At 69.5% G+C, this 16,352-nt stretch carries 15 protein-coding genes; 11 read left to right on the top strand and 4 right to left on the bottom strand.

Features of this window, described 5'->3' with window-relative positions; translation table 11 throughout:
* Positions 1 to 41 precede the first annotated feature (41 nt).
* The gene (locus tag BJ988_RS18630) at positions 42 to 518 is read left to right on the top strand and encodes a DUF4383 domain-containing protein (RefSeq protein ID WP_179659439.1); all 477 of its coding nucleotides are present in this window, start codon (positions 42 to 44) and stop codon (positions 516 to 518) included.
* Between the two features lie 48 nt (positions 519 to 566).
* Here BJ988_RS18630 and BJ988_RS18635 read toward each other — a convergent pair whose 3' ends face one another.
* Positions 567 to 2,423, bottom strand: coding sequence for an AMP-dependent synthetase/ligase (locus BJ988_RS18635; RefSeq protein ID WP_179659440.1), 1,857 nt, complete (start codon positions 2,421 to 2,423; stop codon positions 567 to 569).
* 209 nt (positions 2,424 to 2,632) lie between these two features.
* On the opposite strand from BJ988_RS18635, the gene BJ988_RS18640 reads away from it, so the two are divergent.
* Complete coding sequence (locus BJ988_RS18640) at positions 2,633 to 3,808, top strand: 4-hydroxybenzoate 3-monooxygenase (protein ID WP_179659441.1); 1,176 nt, start codon at positions 2,633 to 2,635, stop codon at positions 3,806 to 3,808.
* A complete protein-coding gene (locus tag BJ988_RS18645; RefSeq protein ID WP_179659442.1) occupies positions 3,809 to 4,975 on the top strand; it encodes an MFS transporter in 1,167 nt (388 codons plus the stop codon).
* 2 nt (positions 4,976 to 4,977) lie between these two features.
* Here the strand turns inward: BJ988_RS18645 and BJ988_RS18650 are convergent, their stop codons facing one another.
* Positions 4,978 to 5,562: an SDR family NAD(P)-dependent oxidoreductase gene (locus BJ988_RS18650; RefSeq protein WP_218860965.1), complete on the bottom strand. Its 585-nt coding sequence runs from the start codon at positions 5,560 to 5,562 to the stop codon at positions 4,978 to 4,980.
* Positions 5,460 to 6,128, bottom strand: a complete 669-nt coding sequence (locus BJ988_RS18655) for an alcohol dehydrogenase catalytic domain-containing protein (RefSeq protein WP_218860966.1) — start codon at positions 6,126 to 6,128, stop codon at positions 5,460 to 5,462. The genes BJ988_RS18650 and BJ988_RS18655 overlap by 103 nt, the downstream gene beginning before the upstream one ends.
* Positions 6,129 to 6,305: 177 nt before the next feature.
* On the opposite strand from BJ988_RS18655, the gene BJ988_RS18660 reads away from it, so the two are divergent.
* Together BJ988_RS18660 and BJ988_RS18665 are read left to right on the top strand one after the other, a co-directional pair.
* Complete coding sequence (locus BJ988_RS18660; protein ID WP_179659443.1) at positions 6,306 to 6,971, top strand: DUF2470 domain-containing protein; 666 nt, start codon at positions 6,306 to 6,308, stop codon at positions 6,969 to 6,971.
* Between the two features lie 84 nt (positions 6,972 to 7,055).
* Positions 7,056 to 8,093 (top strand): AurF N-oxygenase family protein, encoded by a 1,038-nt coding sequence (locus BJ988_RS18665; protein WP_179659444.1) that lies wholly within the window; start codon positions 7,056 to 7,058, stop codon positions 8,091 to 8,093.
* A 27-nt stretch (positions 8,094 to 8,120) separates the two neighbouring features.
* On the opposite strand, the gene BJ988_RS18670 is transcribed toward BJ988_RS18665, so the two are convergent.
* Positions 8,121 to 9,275: an acyl-CoA dehydrogenase family protein gene (locus tag BJ988_RS18670; RefSeq protein WP_343051679.1), complete on the bottom strand. Its 1,155-nt coding sequence runs from the start codon at positions 9,273 to 9,275 to the stop codon at positions 8,121 to 8,123.
* A 113-nt stretch (positions 9,276 to 9,388) separates the two neighbouring features.
* Here BJ988_RS18670 and BJ988_RS18675 point away from each other — a divergent pair, with 113 nt between their 5' ends.
* From BJ988_RS18675 to BJ988_RS18700, 6 genes are all read left to right on the top strand, one after another.
* Entirely contained in the window at positions 9,389 to 10,066 is a 678-nt protein-coding gene (locus tag BJ988_RS18675) for a TetR family transcriptional regulator (protein ID WP_179659445.1), read from the top strand.
* Positions 10,067 to 10,147: 81 nt separating this feature from the next.
* Positions 10,148 to 11,605 (top strand): NADP-dependent phosphogluconate dehydrogenase, encoded by a 1,458-nt coding sequence (gene gndA / locus BJ988_RS18680; RefSeq protein ID WP_179659446.1) that lies wholly within the window; start codon positions 10,148 to 10,150, stop codon positions 11,603 to 11,605.
* Between the two features lie 55 nt (positions 11,606 to 11,660).
* Positions 11,661 to 12,416: a class I SAM-dependent methyltransferase gene (locus BJ988_RS18685; RefSeq protein ID WP_179659447.1), complete on the top strand. Its 756-nt coding sequence runs from the start codon at positions 11,661 to 11,663 to the stop codon at positions 12,414 to 12,416.
* A gap of 102 nt (positions 12,417 to 12,518) precedes the next feature.
* Positions 12,519 to 12,971, top strand: coding sequence for a MarR family winged helix-turn-helix transcriptional regulator (locus BJ988_RS18690; RefSeq protein WP_246321521.1), 453 nt, complete (start codon positions 12,519 to 12,521; stop codon positions 12,969 to 12,971).
* A gap of 43 nt (positions 12,972 to 13,014) precedes the next feature.
* Positions 13,015 to 15,510 carry an MFS transporter gene (locus BJ988_RS18695; RefSeq protein WP_179659449.1) on the top strand — a complete coding sequence of 832 codons (2,496 nt, stop codon included), beginning with the start codon at positions 13,015 to 13,017 and terminating at the stop codon, positions 15,508 to 15,510.
* 6 nt (positions 15,511 to 15,516) lie between these two features.
* Positions 15,517 to 16,335 carry a YceI family protein gene (locus BJ988_RS18700; RefSeq protein ID WP_179659450.1) on the top strand — a complete coding sequence of 273 codons (819 nt, stop codon included), beginning with the start codon at positions 15,517 to 15,519 and terminating at the stop codon, positions 16,333 to 16,335.
* Positions 16,336 to 16,352 lie beyond the last annotated feature (17 nt).

The following is a 16,352-nucleotide window of genomic DNA, read 5'->3' on the forward strand; positions in this document are numbered from 1 at the left end:
TTTCGGTAGCGCCTGTGAACGGGAACGTCTATGGTCAATATATGACTAGAACGATCTATCAAGAGACGCGTTCGGGCACGCGCTGGACGTTCACCCAGTGGGCGGTCCTGGTGGTCTGCACGGTCCACATCCTGTGGGCGATCGCCGGATTCATCGCAGAGCCGAGCTTCGAGGTCGGCCACCACGCCCCGACGCAGAAGGTGCTGGGGATGGACTACAACGGCTGGCACGCGGTCGCCGGGTTCGCGCTGTTCGCGCCCGGTCTGTTCCTGTGCCGCCGCAACTCCTGGTCGGTGCTCTATCTCCTGGCCGCGGCCGTCGCCGGCACCGTTCCCGGGATCTGGGCGCTCATCTCACCGCAGGTCATGTGGGTCATGCACATGCCCGACCACGTCACCGACGCGGTGATCCACTTCGCGACCGCGGCTGTCCTGGTCCTCATCGCGGTCGTGCAGATCCGACGCGACGGCGGCTGGGCCAACACGATGTCCGATCTGCGGAGGCCTCCGACGTTGTGAAGCCGAGAGTGACCGATAGACCACTCTCGGCTTCACAACCCGGGCGACTCAGCCTTGCGCCTCGGCGTACAGCCCGTCGATGATGTCGGCGTACTTCTTGCTCACCACCCGGCGCTTCAGCTTCAGGGTCGGGGTGAGCTCCTCGGACTCGGCGGTCCACTCCTCGCCGAGCAGCTCGAAGGCCTTGACCTGCTCGGGGCGGGAGAGCCGGGCGTTGGCGGCGTCCACGGCCTTGGCCACGGCGCCCCGGATGACCGGGTGCTGGGCGAGCTCGGCGAGCGAGCCGGCCTCGACCCCGAGCTTCTGAGCGACCACCGGAGCGATCTCGCCGTCGAGGGTGAGCACGGCGACGACGTACGAGCGAGCGTCACCGACCACCATGGCGTGACCGACCAGCGGGCTCTCCTTGAGGAGGTTCTCGATGTTGGACGGCGCGATGTTCTTGCCCGCAGAGTTGATGATCATCTCCTTCTTGCGGTCGACCACGGTCAGGAACCCGTCCTCGTCCAGCGAGCCGATGTCGCCGGTGTGCAGCCAGCCGTCGGCGTCGAAGAGCTCGGCCGTGGCCTCCGGCCGTCGTACGTAGCCAGGGGTCATGATCGGACCGCGGAACAGGATCTCGCCGTCATCGGCGATGCGCACCTCGATCCCGGGCTGCGCGCGGCCGACGGTGCCGAGCCGGAAGCCGTCGGGGCCGTTGCCGGTGGCCGCCCCGGTGGTCTCGGTCATGCCGTAGACGTCGTAGATCTTCAGCCCGAGGCCGGCGAAGAACCTCGCCACCTCGATGGGCATCGGCGCGGCGGCGCTGGCGGCCCACTCGACCTTGTCGAGACCGAGGAGCGCGCGCATGATCGAGAGCACCGACGCGTCGGCCTGCTCGAACTGCGCCTGGAGCTCGGCGGAGGTCGTCTGCCCGGTCTGCTGCGACTCGACGTAGGCCAGCCCGACCGCCATCGCCTTCTCCACGGCCTCCCGCTTGGCGTCGTCGGTCTCGGCGGCGAGCAGAGCGGTGACGCCGGTGCGGATCTTCTCCCAGACCCGGGGCACCCCGAAGAAGCTGGTCGGATGCACCTCCTGGAGGCTGGCGAGCAGCAGCGAGGGGTCCTGGATCAGGTAGACGTGACCGCCGTTGAACTGCGGGATGTAGAGACTGAGCACCCGCTCGGCGATGTGCGCGAACGGCAGGTAGGAGACCAGCACCCCCGGCTCCTCGACACCGGAGGTCGCCAGCGAGGAGGTCGTCTCGAAGACGATGTTGCGGTGGGTGAGCACCACCCCCTTGGGCTGCCCGGTCGTACCCGAGGTGTAGAGCATGGTGACGGTGTCGTCCTGGGTCACCGCCGCGCCTCGAGCGTCCAGCTCGTCGCCGACCTCGGCCAGCGCGGCCGCCCCCGAGGACACGAAGTCGTCCCAGGCGATCGCCCGCGGATCGTCCGCCACGGTTGCGTCGATCGTGACGACACGGACGATCTCCTCCCGCTTCAGCCCGAGCGCCCAGCGGGCGACGTGATCGTCGGTCTCCAGCACCACGATCCGTGGGTCCGCATGCTCGGCGACATAGCCGACCTGGTCGGGCGCGAGGGTGTTGTAGATGCTGATCGGGACCCCGCCGGCGAGCACCGCGGCCAGGTCGGCGAGGACGTGCTCGATGCGGTTGGCGGCCATGATCGCGACCGACTCCCCCGGCTTCAGACCAGCCTCGATGTAGGCAGCCGCGAGCTCGCGAGCCCGCTGGTGCAGCTCGCCCCAGGTCAGCGTGCGCCAACCGGTGCCGTCGGCAGTGTGCCGGTCGGAGAAGGCCGGCTCGGCGCCGCGTTCGGCGACGACCTTGGCGAGGATGTCGACCATGGTCTGGTCGCCGATCTGGGACTCGATGGCGGCGCGGTCAGCGAGGACGTCGGGCATCAGAGGCGCTCCTTTTCAGTTTGTGACTCGGGTCACAACGTGTGCCTCGACCGTAGGGACCTGCCGGTGCGGACACAAGAGCCCGTCCGCATCATTTGGTTCAGCTCGACGGGCAGCGGCCCCTGTCGAACCGGGATCCGTACCCGGGGTTTTCATTCAGTGGAAAGTGGCGATGGCGGTGGCCACCCGAACGGAGGTTGACTCACCCCATGGCAGATGAACGTACGCAGGTCGTGATCGTCGGCGCCGGTCCCGCGGGGATGCTGCTGAGCCATCTCCTCGCGGCCGACGGGGTCGACTCGGTCGTGGTGGAGACCCGGTCGGAGGAGTACGTCGCGGCCCGGATCCGCGCCGGCATCCTGGAGCAGTCGAGCGTCGACCTGCTCACCGAGGTCGGACTCGGCGACCGGCTGACTCGTGACGCCGACAAGCACCGCGGGATCTACCTGCAGTGGCCCGAGGAGCGCCACCACCTCGACTTCGTCGACCTGGTCGGCCGCGCGGTCTACGTCTACGGGCAGACCGAGATCCAGAAGGACCTCATCGATGCCCGGCGCGCCGCCGGGCAGGTCGTCCACTACGAGGTCACCGACACCGCGCTGCACGACATCGAGTCCGACCGCCCCTCGGTCACCTTCACCGACTCCGAGGGCCGTGCCCGGACGGTCGTCGCGGATGCGATCGTCGGCTGCGACGGCTCCTTCGGCCCCAGCCGGGCCGCGATCCCGGCCCGAGAGAGCTGGGACCGCACCTATCCCTACAGCTGGTTCGGCATCCTCGCCGACGTCGCGCCCTCGACCGACGAGCTGATCTACGCCTGGCACCCCGACGGCTTCGCCCTGCACTCGATGCGCTCGGAGAGCGTCTCCCGGTTCTACCTCCAGGTGCCGAACGGCACCGACCCGGCGAGCTGGTCCGACGACCAGATCTGGGACGCGCTCGCCGCCCGGCTCGGCCACGGACAGAACGGCTGGACGCTCCAGCCGGGTCAGATCACCGACCGCAGCGTCCTCCCGATGCGCTCCCACGTCTCCACGCCGATGCGCCACGGCCGGCTCTTCCTCGCCGGCGACGCCGCCCACATCGTCCCGCCCACCGGAGCCAAGGGCCTCAATCTCGCGATCGCCGACGTCGCACTGCTCGCGCCCGCGCTCACCGCGCTCCTCAAGGGTGACCCACGCCTCGCCGACGGCTACTCAGAGACCGCGCTGCGCCGGGTCTGGCGCTGCACCCACTTCTCCTGGTGGATGACCACCATGCTGCACACCACCGAGGACCCGTTCGACACCCAGCTCCAGCTCTCCCAGCTACGCTGGGTGACCTCCAGCCAGCACGCGGCAGCGGGGCTGGCGGAGAACTATGCAGGACTCCCGATCGGATTCTGAGTGGCTCGGTTCAAGTACGGCCTGCTCGCGGCCATCCTCGTCGTAGGTCTCAACCTGCGCGGCTCGATCGCCGCGGTCTCGCCCGTCCTCCCCGACATCCGCGCCGACCTGCACATGTCCTCGGCGACGGCCGGGCTGCTGACCAGCCTCCCGGTCCTCTGCTTCGCACTCGGCGCACCCGGCGCGGTATGGCTGGGTCGCCGGCTGGGGATCTACCGGGCGCTGCTCGTCGGCTGCCTGGTCATCGCACTGGCCACCGCGGTCCGCCCGTACGCCGGTGTCTGGCTGCTCCTGGCCGCAACCGTGGTCCTCGGGCTGGCGATGACGGTCGGCAACGTCTTGATGCCCGTCGCGGTGAAGCGTGACTTCGGGTCCGCCGCCGGTCGGATCACCGGGGTCACGACCGCCTCCCTGGCGACCGGGGCCGCGCTCGCGGCCGGACTGACCGCGCCGCTGGCCGTCTGGCTGGGCTGGCGGCACGCACTGGCGGCGTGGGCGCTCATGGCGCTGGTCGCCGTCGTGGCGCTCGCCGGGCCCGCGACCGCGGCGCACCGCTCACCGATGACCGCGGTTCCGCGCGCCGGCGGGATGGGCGCGCGGCTGAGTACGAATCCGGTGGCCTGGGCCGTCACGGCTTTCCTCGGCCTGCAGTCGGTGACCTACTACGGGGTGACCGCCTGGATGCCCACCCTGCTGCGCGACTCGGCCGGGCTGAGCCTGGCCGATGCCGGGCTGGCGATGTCGCTCTTCCAGGTGCTGGGCATCCCCGGCACACTGCTGGTGCCTGCTCTTGTCCACCGTGGGCGGGACCAGAGAGTCCTGGGCATCACGATCGGCGCGGTCTGGCTGGCCATGCTCCTCGGACTCGTCCTCGCCCCCGGCCTGTGGCTGATCTGGTCCGTGGCCGGCGGGATCGTGCAGGGGATGGGCATCTCCTACGCCTTCACGATCCTGGTCCTGCGCAGCGCCGACGACCACGTCGCTGCCCGGCTCTCGGCGATGATGCAGCTGTTCGGCTACACCGTCGGCGCCTGCGGCCCGTTCCTGGTCGGGCTGATCCAGGGCGCCACCGGGTCGTGGATCCTGGCGATGATCCCGCTCTGGATCGCCGCAGCCGGCCTGGTGGTCTCGGCGATGGTGGCGGGACGGGAGCGTCTGGTCAGGTAGGGCTAGTCCGCTCTGACGAGATCCTCGCTGACCCGCCACAGGCGTGAGGCGAGGTCCTGGTTGTAGCTGAGCGGGGCGGAACGCCGGGCCTTGCTGTTGGCGAGGTAGCCGCCCGTGGCACCCACGAGCTCCGGGGCGGTGGTCGCGTAGATCGAGGTCGCCGCACCCTTGGCCGGGCTCTTCATGAACGGCCGCAGGAGCGGGACGAGGAGCCGTTGCGTACGTCCGGGGTCCTCGGCCCCGAACGCGGTGCTCACCACGCCGGGATGGACCGCGTTGGCGGTCACCCTCGGCTGGCGCCGCGCGAGCTCGTGGGTGAACAGGATGTTGGCGAGCTTCGACTGGCTGTAGGCACCAGCCCCGGAGTAGGAGCGCTCGCCCTGGATGTCGTCGAAGTCGATCCAGCCCTGGGCGTGCGCCTGGGACGCGACGGTCACCACCCGGGCGTAGGCACTCCGCTTCAGCCGGGCCAGCAGCAGCTCCGTCAGCAGGAACGGGGCGAGGTGGTTGACGGCGAGGGTGCGCTCGATCCCGTCGGCGGTGACCTGACGGGTGTCCCAGTAGCCACCGACGTTGTTGACGAGCACGTCGATCGTCGGGAGGCGGTCGAGCGCCTCTTGGCCAGTTGGACGACATAGCCGCCCACCCCACCCGACGCCCCGATGACCAGCACCGACTGTCCGGCCCCGAGACGACCCTGGTCGGTCAGCGCCTGCAGCGCGGTGCCGGCAGAGATCGGCACCACCGCGGCCTGCTCGAAGCTGAGGCTCGCAGGTTTGTGGGCGAGCTTGGCCTCGGAGGCGACCGCTAGCTCGGCGAAGGCACCACGGCCGATGCCGTAGACCTCGTCGCCGACCGCGAACCTCGTGACCGCGGACCCGACCGACTCGACGATGCCTGCCAGATCACGACCCGGCACCCTGTCCTTGGGCCCCTTGAAACCCATCCCGGCGATCCGCATCAGGTACGGCTTGCCCGTCATCATGTGCCAGGTGCCGCGGTCGAGTCCGGCGGCGTGGGTGCGTACGAGAACCTGGCCGTCCGCGATCTCGGGGACGGCGACGCGGTCGAGGTGAAGGGCGCCGGAGTCGCCGTACTTGGTCTGGACGATCGCGCGCATCCTGGTGAATGCGGCGGTGTGCTCGGTGACCATGGTCAGCTGCTTTCAGAGAGGTGTGTCCGCAAGCTATGGGCCTACCAGGCAGCGACAGATGGCGGCGATGGTTGCTCACCGGGATTGGGTAGGGCTCAGCTGACGATGTGGGCGGCGTCTCTTGCCCGACCAACCGCAATCGTGTTTAGGTAAGCCTTACCTAAACACGGAGGTGTCATGGATTCGACCGCCAGCATTGCCCGCAGCATCCTGTCCTGCCCCCGTGGCGGCAGCGTGGTGATCGACGGCATCCCCTACTCGTTGGAGGAGCTCGAGATGCAGGGCTTCGCCGACGACGGCGGGCGGCCGACCTTCCTGTGCCCACCCGAGCAGCGCCTTGCGTACGCCGGGCGCCGGGGCAGCCACGCCGTGCTGGTCCTGCAGGGGACTCTCGGCGGCAGCGAGGCGGTCCGACTCACCGGCCTGCTCAGGTGGCTGCGTACCGACGCCTGCACCTGCTGCGAGACGGAGTGGGAGGAGGTGGTCATGGACGTCTCCGGAGTCATGTTGGTCCGCCCCGACGGGGAGGCGCTCCCGATCCCGCTCGACACCTTCACCGACCGCGATCTCGACCTCAACGACGGCGTGCTCCACCGCAACCAGGACCACCTCAACAACCACCACGGAGAAGAGCTCCGCGAGGCGGTCGCCACCCGCACCTACCTCCCGGTCGACAGCATCCTCGCCGCCCAGATCACGGGGCTCCACGCCGACGGCTTCGACTTCCAGTGGGTCGACGAGCGCGGGGCGCACAGCGCGCACACCACCTTCGACCGCCCCGCCCGGACCCCGGAGGACCTCGTCGCCGGAGTGCGCAAGGCGCTGGCTGCCGAGATCTGCTGAGCGAGACACGCCCCCAAAAGCGTTTTCCGGGACACAAATCCCATGTACCTTGATGATGTATCAACATCGCGCAAGGAGGCTCGGATGGTTGTGCAGACACTTCGCTCGATCGGTGGCTACGTGGGCACGGTGGCCAGCACCCCGGCCCGTGTGATCGCGCCCCGGCCACAGCCCCGCCGGGAGTACGACGAGACGCTGCGTACGTTGTCGGAGGCCTCGGTCGAGAAGTACTTCAACGCATTCAAGGACGTCGACTGGGACGCCGCGGAGATGGCCGTCGACGAGGACGACGAGCGCTGGATCCTGCCTCCGCTCGACCTGCTCGGCGCCCACCCCTGGTACCAGTCGCTGCCCAAGGCCCGGCAGATCGAGGTCGGCCGGCACCGCCTCACCGCGATGGTGAAGACCGGCTCCCAGTTCGAGCAGCTGCTGCTCCTGGGCGGCACCCAGTTCCTGATGGGCGTCGAGAACGGCGACCCGGAGTTCCGCTACTTCATGCACGAGCTCACCGAAGAGACCCACCACATCCAGATGTTCCAGGAGTTCACCAACCGGGTGTGCCCGGACGTCGCCGGCGCGCCCGAGTGGCTGATGCGGGTCATCCCGCTGGTGGGACATCTCGGCGGGCTCTACCCCGCGCTCTTCTTCGCCATCATCCTCGCCGGCGAGGAGCCGATCGACCACGTGCAGAAGGAGGTCATGCGCTCCGGCGGCACCCACCCGCTCCTGGACCGGATCATGGCCATCCACATCGCCGAGGAGGCGCGCCACATCGGGTTCGCGCACGCCTGGCTCGAGGAGCACGCGCCCGACCTCAACCCGGTCTCGCGTATCGCCCTCGGGATCCTCACCCCGCTCGCCATGCGCCTCGGCGCGGACGCGATCATCATTCCCTCCCGTGCCGACCGCGAGCTCATGGGCCTGCCCGACTCGGTCGTCCGCGAGGTCTGGGGCGAGGGCCCCGAGGCCGCGGCCTTCCGCCGGCATCTCTTCGCCGACGTGCGGATGCTCTTCGACAACCTGGGGCTGCGTACGCCGCTGACCGGCTGGGCGTGGCGAGCGCTCGGCGTCGCTGGACGGCCGGCGCGTTTCCGCGCCGCACCGCCCAGCGCCGCGGCCTGAGCCCCGCTCCGAGACCCGTCCCGGGCCTTAGCTCGGGACGGGCAGGGAGCGGCTGATGATCTCCTTCATGATCTCGGTCGTGCCGGCGTAGATCTGCTGGACGCGCAGGTCAGTGAAGGCGCGGGCGATGGGGTACTCCTCCATGTAGCCGTAGCCGCCGTGCATCTGCACGCACTTGTCGACGACCTTCATGGCCCGCTCCGAGCACCAGTACTTCGCCATCGCGACCGTCGGGATGTCGAGCTCGCCCTTGATGTGCAGCTCGATGCACTCGTCGATGAAGGAGCGCGCCACCCGTGCCTCCGTGGCGACCTCGGCCATCGTGAACTTGGTGTTCTGGAAACCGAAGACCGGGCGCCCGAAGGCGGTGCGGGTGTGGACGTAGGAGATCGTCTCCTCGTAGGCGAACTCCATCGCCGCCACGCAGCCGAGCGCCACGATCAGGCGCTCCTGCGGCAGCTGCAGCATGAGCTGGACGAAGCCCTCGCCCTCCTTCGCGCCGAGCAGGTTGGCCGCGGGGACGCGTACGTCGTCGAAGAAGAGCTCACAGGTGTCCTGGCCCTTCATCCCGATCTTGTTGAGCACCCGCCCACGCCGGAAGCCGGGGGCGTCGGTGGGGACGATCACCAGGGAGATCCCGGAGCCCTTCTCCTCCGGGTTGGTCTTGACCGCGACCAGCACCATGTCGGCCTGGAGGCCGTTGGTGATGAACGTCTTGGCGCCGTTGACGACATAGTCGTCGCCGTCGCGGATCGCCTTCGACTTGATCGCCTGCAGATCCGATCCCGTGCCGGGCTCGGTCATCGCGACAGCGGCGACCACCTCCCCGCTGGCCATCTTCGGCAGCCACTCCTGCTTCTGCTCCTCGGTGCCGTACGCCACCAGGTAGTGCGCCACGATCCCGCTGTGCAGCGGGGCACCCCACGAGGAGTCGCCGACGCGGGCCTGCTCCTCGATCAGCACGGCCTCGTGGGCGAAGGTGCCACCACCGCCGCCGTACTCCTCCGGCACGGAGAGGCAGAGCAGGCCGAGCTCGCCGGCCCGGTTCCACAGGTCGCGGTCGACCTGCTTGTTGGCGATGAACGAGTCGATGTTGGGCTTGATCTCCTTCTCGCAGAAGGTGCGGGCGAGGTCGCGCAGGTCCTCGAGGTCTTGATCCATCCAGGGAGAGCGGCGGGTCACGGGCGTTCCTTCCGGTCGGCACCCCACGAGTAAGTGGGACACGATGTACTGGATACAGGTTGTATCACCGTACCGGAACTGGATACAAGGTGTATCAGCGCTACGGTGAACGCGTGGTGGACGTTGTGAAGTGGGTCGACTCGACAGTTCGGCGCCGCTCGGCGAAAGAGGCACTCGAGGAAGACTCCCGACGCTCGCGAGTGGTGCTCGCGGCGGTCGAGGCGATCGAGGAGGACGGCCCCACGGTCGGGATGGCACGGATCGCCGAGCGGGCCGGTCTGCCGCGGCCCAACGTCTACCGGCACTTCGCCGGCAAGGACCAGCTCGACGCCGAGGTGACGAGGTTCGCCGCGAACGAGCTGCTGCGCCGCGTACGGCCCAACCTGGCTCGCACCGGAACACCCCGCGAGGTGATCGGCGGGGTCATCGGGTCGTGCGTCGACTGGGCCGCCGAGCACCCCAACCTCTACCGCTTCGTCGCCGCCCAGCAGCAGACCAAGGCGCTGCACCGGGCCCGGATGGGTCGCACCCGCTTCCTCAACGAGCTCGTCGAGGCGATGCGCGGCTACCTGAGCGAGTCCGAGCTCAGCGGCGAGCCGCCCGACGGCGTCCTCGCCGGGCTGATGGGGATGGTCGACGCCAGCATCATCTGGTGGCTCGACCATGGTGACGAGACCCGCGACGAGGTGGTCGAGCGGCTCACCCGGCAGGTCGCGGGCGTGCTCTTCGGCCTGCTCGCCCAGCTCGGGCTCGAGATACCCGAGGACATGGTCTTCACGCCGCGGGCATGATGGTGGCACCCGCCCAACCCAGGCACAGCAACAGACGCAGCAACCAGACGCAGCAACCAGACCCAGCAACGAGGAGCAGCGATGCCGAACACCGACAACAGGTCCGCGAACATCGGCGTGGTGGGCCTGGCCGTGATGGGGTCCAACCTGGCCCGCAACCTCGCCTCGCGCGAGGGCAACACGGTGGCGGTCTACAACCGCACCTACGCCCGCACCGAGGAGCTGATCACCGAGCATCCCGAGGCGGGCTTCCTCGCCTCCGAGACGATCGACGACTTCGTGGCCACCCTGACCAAACCGCGTACGGCGATCATCATGGTCCAGGCCGGCAAGGGCACCGACGCGGTGATCGAGCAGCTCGCCGAGCGGTTCGAGCCCGGCGACATCATCGTCGACGGCGGCAACGCCAACTTCAACGACACCATCCGCCGCGAGCGCGAGCTTCGTGAGCGCGGCCTGAACTTCGTCGGCACCGGCATCTCCGGCGGCGAGGAGGGTGCGCTCAACGGTCCCTCGATCATGCCCGGCGGCTCGGCCGAGGCCTGGGAGACGCTGGGCCCGATCCTGAAGAGCATCGCCGCGGTCGCCGATGGCGAACCCTGCGTCACCCACATCGGCACCGACGGTGCCGGCCACTTCGTGAAGATGGTCCACAACGGCATCGAGTACGCCGACATGCAGCTGATCGCGGAGGCCTACGACCTCCTTCGTCGGGTGGGCGGGCTCTCCGTGGAGCAGCTCGTGGACGTCTTCAAGGACTGGAACACCGGCGACCTGGAGTCCTACCTGATCGAGATCACTGCGGAGGTGCTCGCCCAGAAGGACGCCGAGACCGGCGAGCCGCTCGTGGACGTCATCCTCGACGAGGCTGGCTCGAAGGGCACCGGCGTCTGGACGGTGCAGAACGCCCTCGGCCTCGGCATCCCGGTCTCCGGCATCGGCGAGGCCGTCTTCGCCCGGGCGGTCTCCTCGAAGCCTGCCCAGCGCGGCGCGATGCGGGCCTCGGTGACCAATCGCCCGAAGGCGCCGGCGGTCCCCGACACGTTCGTCGACGACGTACGCGCGGCTCTGTACGCCTCGAAGGTGGTCGCCTACGCGCAGGGGTTCGACCTGATCGTGGCCGGGGCGAAGGAGTACGGCTGGGACATCGATCTCGGTGCGCTCGCCAAGATCTGGCGGGCCGGCTGCATCATCCGGGCCCGTTTCCTCGACCGGATCGTGGACGCCTACGCGACCAAGCCCGACCTGGAGACACTGTTGGTCGACCCCTACTTCGCCGACGGGGTCGCCTCCGGCGAGGACGCCTGGCGGCGCGTCGTCGGGATCGCAGCCGCTGCCGGCGTCCCCGCACCCGGTTTCTCCTCAGCGCTCGCCTACTTCGACTCGCTCGCCGCCGATCGGCTCCCGGCCGCGCTCATCCAGGGCCAGCGAGACTTCTTCGGCGCCCACACCTACAAGCGCGTCGACAAGGACGGCAACTTCCACACGCTGTGGTCCGACGACCGCACCGAGGTCGAGACGACGCCGTCGACTCACTAGGGAGATACCGAACTTGGGGCTGTCGGCACACCGGACGGTGGACCTAGCCTGAAGCATGGGTTTCGACGTCGTCGCGGAGAGATACGCCCGATTCATGGGCCGCTACGCCGAGCCCCTCACACCTCACTTCGCCGACTTCGCCCGGGTCAGCATGGGCCAGCGTGTGCTCGACGTCGGCTGCGGCCCGGGCACGCTCACCCGCCATCTGGTGACCCTCACCGAGGCACATCTGGTGGCCGCCATCGACCCCTCACCGCCCTTCATCGAGGCGGTCGCCCGCGAGCTGGCCCGGGTCGACGTGCACACCGGCGTGGCCGAGGCGCTCCCCTTCGCCGACAGCTGGTTCGACGTCTCCCTGGCCCAGCTGGTCGTGCACTTCATGACCGACCCGGCGGCGGGCATCGAGGAGATGATCCGGGTCACCCGGCCCGGCGGCACCGTCGCGGCGTGCGTCTGGGACGCCGACACCGGTGCCGTCTCGCCGTTCTGGTCCTGCGTTGACGAGATCGACCCGGAGGCCGAGGACGAGGCGCTCCTCGCCGGCTCTCGGATGGGTGACCTCGAGAAGCTGTTCAAGCAGGCCGGACTCCGCAAGGTCGAGCCCCGTGGCCTGGCCGTCCGCGTCACCCACCCGACGTTCGAGGACTGGTGGGACCCGTACACCTTCGGCGTCGGCCCGGCGGGCGACTACGTGGAGTCCCTCGACGACGCCGGTCGCGCCGCGCTCGAGGAGGTCGCCCGGCGCCGGCTCGGGAACGGCCCGTTCACCGTGACCGCGACGGCCTGGGCCGCCCGCGGCATCGTCGCCTAGCCCGCACCACCTTCTTCGGCCCCGACTCGCGCGCGAAGCAATTTGCATCGGCCTCCTATTCTTCATAAGGTTGTAAAAGTCAACCAATATGAAGGGGCGATGATGGAGCAGGCGACCTACCGCGACCTGATGCATCGGCTCAGCGAGGTCGGGGCCGTCAAGAGGGGCCTCGCCCGCAACCTCCCGCCCGGCCTACCGGCCGGCTCCGCAGGCGTGCTGGGGCTCCTGAGCCAGCACGGCGAGATGACCATCAGCGAGCTCACCGATCTGCTCGCCGTCGACATCTCGGTGACCAGCCGCCACGTCTCCTACCTGGCCGACCACGGCTGGCTCGCGCGCTCCCCCAACCCGGCGGACGGTCGATCACGCCTGCTGTGTCTCACCGCCTCCGGGCGAGACCTGCTCGCCGGGTTCTCCGACCACATCACCGAGCTGCTCTCCGAGCGGCTCGGCGACTGGAGCGACGACGAGGTCCACGAGCTGATCCGGCTCATGGCCAAGCTGCACGACAGCATCGTCTGCCCAGCACACACGCTCACCCACGTACGCAGCTGAGGCTCTGCCCAACACCGCTGTGCTCGATACAGAAGGGAAGTCCATGGCAACGACGACCGCCGAACGGACGCACGCAGGTCCACCGGGAGGCTCGTCCGGCGGCGCCCCCGGGGCCCTGCACGGTCAGATGTCCCACCGCGAGATCATGGAGGCGCTCTCGGGCCTGCTGCTCGGCATGTTCGTGGCGATGATCTCCTCCACGATCGTCTCCAACGCGCTGCCGGAGATCATCGCCGACATCGGCGGTGGGCAGTCGGCCTACACCTGGGTGGTCACCTCCACCCTGCTCACCATGACGGCCACCACGCCGCTGTGGGGCAAGATGGCCGACCTGTTCAGCAAGAAGCTGCTGATGCAGATCGCGCTGGTCCTCTTCGTGGCGGCCTCGGCCGTCGCCGGCCTGGCTCAGAACCCGGAGCAGCTGATCGCCGCCCGGGCGGTCCAGGGCATCGGCATGGGCGGCCTGACCGCCCTGGCCCAGATCATCATGGCGGCGATGATCTCCCCGCGTGAGCGCGGCCGCTACTCGGGCTACCTCGGCGCCGTCTTCGCGGTCGCCACCGTCGGCGGCCCGCTACTCGGCGGGGTCATCACCGATGCCGACTCGCTCGGCTGGCGCTGGTGCTTCTACGTGGGCATCCCGTTCGCGATCGTCGCCTTCATCGTGCTGCAGAAGACACTGCACCTCCCCGTCGTCAGGCGGGAGGGCGTCAAGGTCGACTGGGCCGGCGCGTTCTTCATGGCGGCCGGCGTCTGCCTGCTGCTCGTCTGGGTCACCTTCGCCGGCGACAAGTACGACTGGGCCTCCTGGGAGACCGCTGCCATGGTCGGCGGCTCGGCGGCGCTCCTGGCGATCTTCGGCCTCGTCGAGTCGAAGGCCGCGGAGCCGATCGTCCCGTTGCGACTGTTCCGCAACCGGACGATCACGCTCTCCTCGCTCGCCTCGCTCTTCGTCGGTGTGGCGATGTTCGCCGGGACGATCTTCTTCAGCCAGTACTTCCAGCTCGCCCGCGACAAGTCCCCGACGATGGCCGGCGTGATGACGATCCCGATGATCGCCGGACTGTTCCTCTCCTCGACCATCTCGGGGCAGGTCATCACCCGCACCGGGAAGTGGAAGGCCTGGCTCGTGGTCGGCGCCGCGCTGATCGTCGGCGGGCTGGGCATGCTCGGCACGATCCGCTACGACACCGAGTACTGGCACGTCGCCGTCTTCATGGCGGTTCTCGGCCTGGGTGTCGGTATGACGATGCAGAACCTGGTCCTCTCCACGCAGAACCAGGTCGCACCCGCCGACCTCGGCGCCGCCAGCTCGATGGTGACGTTCTTCCGCAGCCTCGGCGGCGCGATGGGCGTCTCCGCGCTCGGCGCCCTGATGGCCAACCGGATCGGCGACTACGTCAAGGACGGTCTGGCCGACCTGGGACCGCGGTACGCCGCGATGGCCCAGGGCACCTCGGGCGAGATCCCCGACATGGACAAGATCCCGGAGCCGCTGCGGACCGTGCTCGAGAGTGCGTACGGCCACGGCATCGCCGACATCTTCCTGGTGGCCGCGGCGGCAGCAGTCGTCGCGCTCGTGTTCGTGGTGTTCATCAAGGAGGTGCCGTTGAAGACCAAGGGCGGGCTCGCCCAGGCTGCCGAGGAGGCGACCGGCGTCGACGGGCCTGCGGCTGTCGCCGAGGCCGTCGCCGGGGTGCCCGAGCAACACCCGGCCGACAACCCCGCTCCGGCCGCATCCACTCCCGCATCCACTCCCGCATCCACTCCGGCCGGCAACGGGATCGCGCTGCACGGGTTCGTCCGAGGCGCCGGCAGCGTCCCGGTCTCGCACGCCGCCGTCACGCTGATCTCGCTGGCGGGACGTCAGCTCGGCCGGTCGGTCGCCCACGCCGACGGCTCCTACGCGGTGGACGCACCCGGCTCGGGGACATACGTCCTGATCGCCTCGGCCGACGGCTTCCAGCCGCAGGCGTCGACGGTGGTCGTGGGCGGCGAGCCGGTGGCGTACGACCTCCTGCTCAGCGGCACGACGGGCCTCAAGGGCATCGTGCGCAGCGGCGAGGACGGCGCGCCGGTCCAGGGTGCGATGGTGATCGTGACCGACGTACGTGGCGACCTGCTCTCCACCGGAACGACCGTCGCCGACGGCACCTTCTTCGTCAACGAGCTGGTCCCGGGACCAGCCACGGTCGCGGTCAACGCCGAGGGCTACCGCCCGCACGCCGTGCCGATCGAGATCGGCGCGACCGGGGTCACCCGGGTCGAGGTGGAGCTGGTCACCGGCGCCCGGCTGACCGGAGTCGTCAAGGCCGCGCTCGGCCCTCTCGCAGACGCCCGGGTGACGCTGGTCGACGCGGCCGGCAACGTGGTCGGGACCGCGACGACGGGCGCGGACGGGGCGTACGCCTTCGCCGATCTCGACGGTGGGGAGTACACGGTCCTGGCGACCAGCTATCCCCCGGCGGCCAGCGCGGTGAGCCTCACCGGCCACGGCGTCGACGGCCACGAGATCCTCCTCTCCCACCCCGAGGACTGATCCGCGATGGCACTGACCGCACAGATCCGCACCCGCGACGGCTGGGCCGTGGCGCACGCGGTCGTCACCCTCACCGACACGGCCGGCGGTCAGGTGCTGCGCGCCGAGGCCGACGAGGACGGTGTCGTCACCGACGGCACCGTCCTCGCCCCCGGGCCGTACGTCGCGATCATCACCGCGATCGGGTGGTCCCCCACCGCGGCGACGGCGATCGTCACCGCCTCGGGATCGGCCGCGCTCGGCACGATCACGCTGTCCCGACAGGGAGACACCTCGCTCCCGGCCCCGGGGCCGTGGACGATCGACCCCGCCCACTCCACCGTCGGCGCGGTCGCACAGCACCTGGGCATCTCCAGCGTGCGCGGACGGTTCACCGACTTCAGCGGGGTCGTCGAGATCGCCCCGGACCATCTGGAGAAGTCACGCGTCGAGGCGGTCATCCGAGCCGCCTCGATCGACACCGGCAATCGGATGCGCGACGAGCATCTTCGCAGCGCCGACTTCCTCGACGTCGAGGCCTCTCCCGAGATCGTCTACCGCTCCACCGGTCTCACCCCGGCCGGATCGGACCGCTGGACCGTCCACGGGGACCTCTCGATGCACGGCCAAACCCGCACGGTCGACCTCGAGGTCGCCTACCTCGGCACCGGACCGGACGCCTGGGGCGGCACCCGGGCCGCCTTCCGCGCGGCCGCCCAGCTGCGGCGCGAGGACTTCGCGATGAGCTACAACCAGGCCGTCGCCGCCGGTATAGCCGCCATCGGCACGACCCTCAAGGTTGAGCTGGACATCCAGGCCGTCCAGGGCGAGACGCTGCCAACCTGAGCCGAGACGTCACCCGC

Origin of the sequence: Nocardioides panzhihuensis (assembly GCF_013408335.1) — a bacterium.
Lineage (GTDB): Bacteria > Actinomycetota > Actinomycetes > Propionibacteriales > Nocardioidaceae > Nocardioides > Nocardioides panzhihuensis.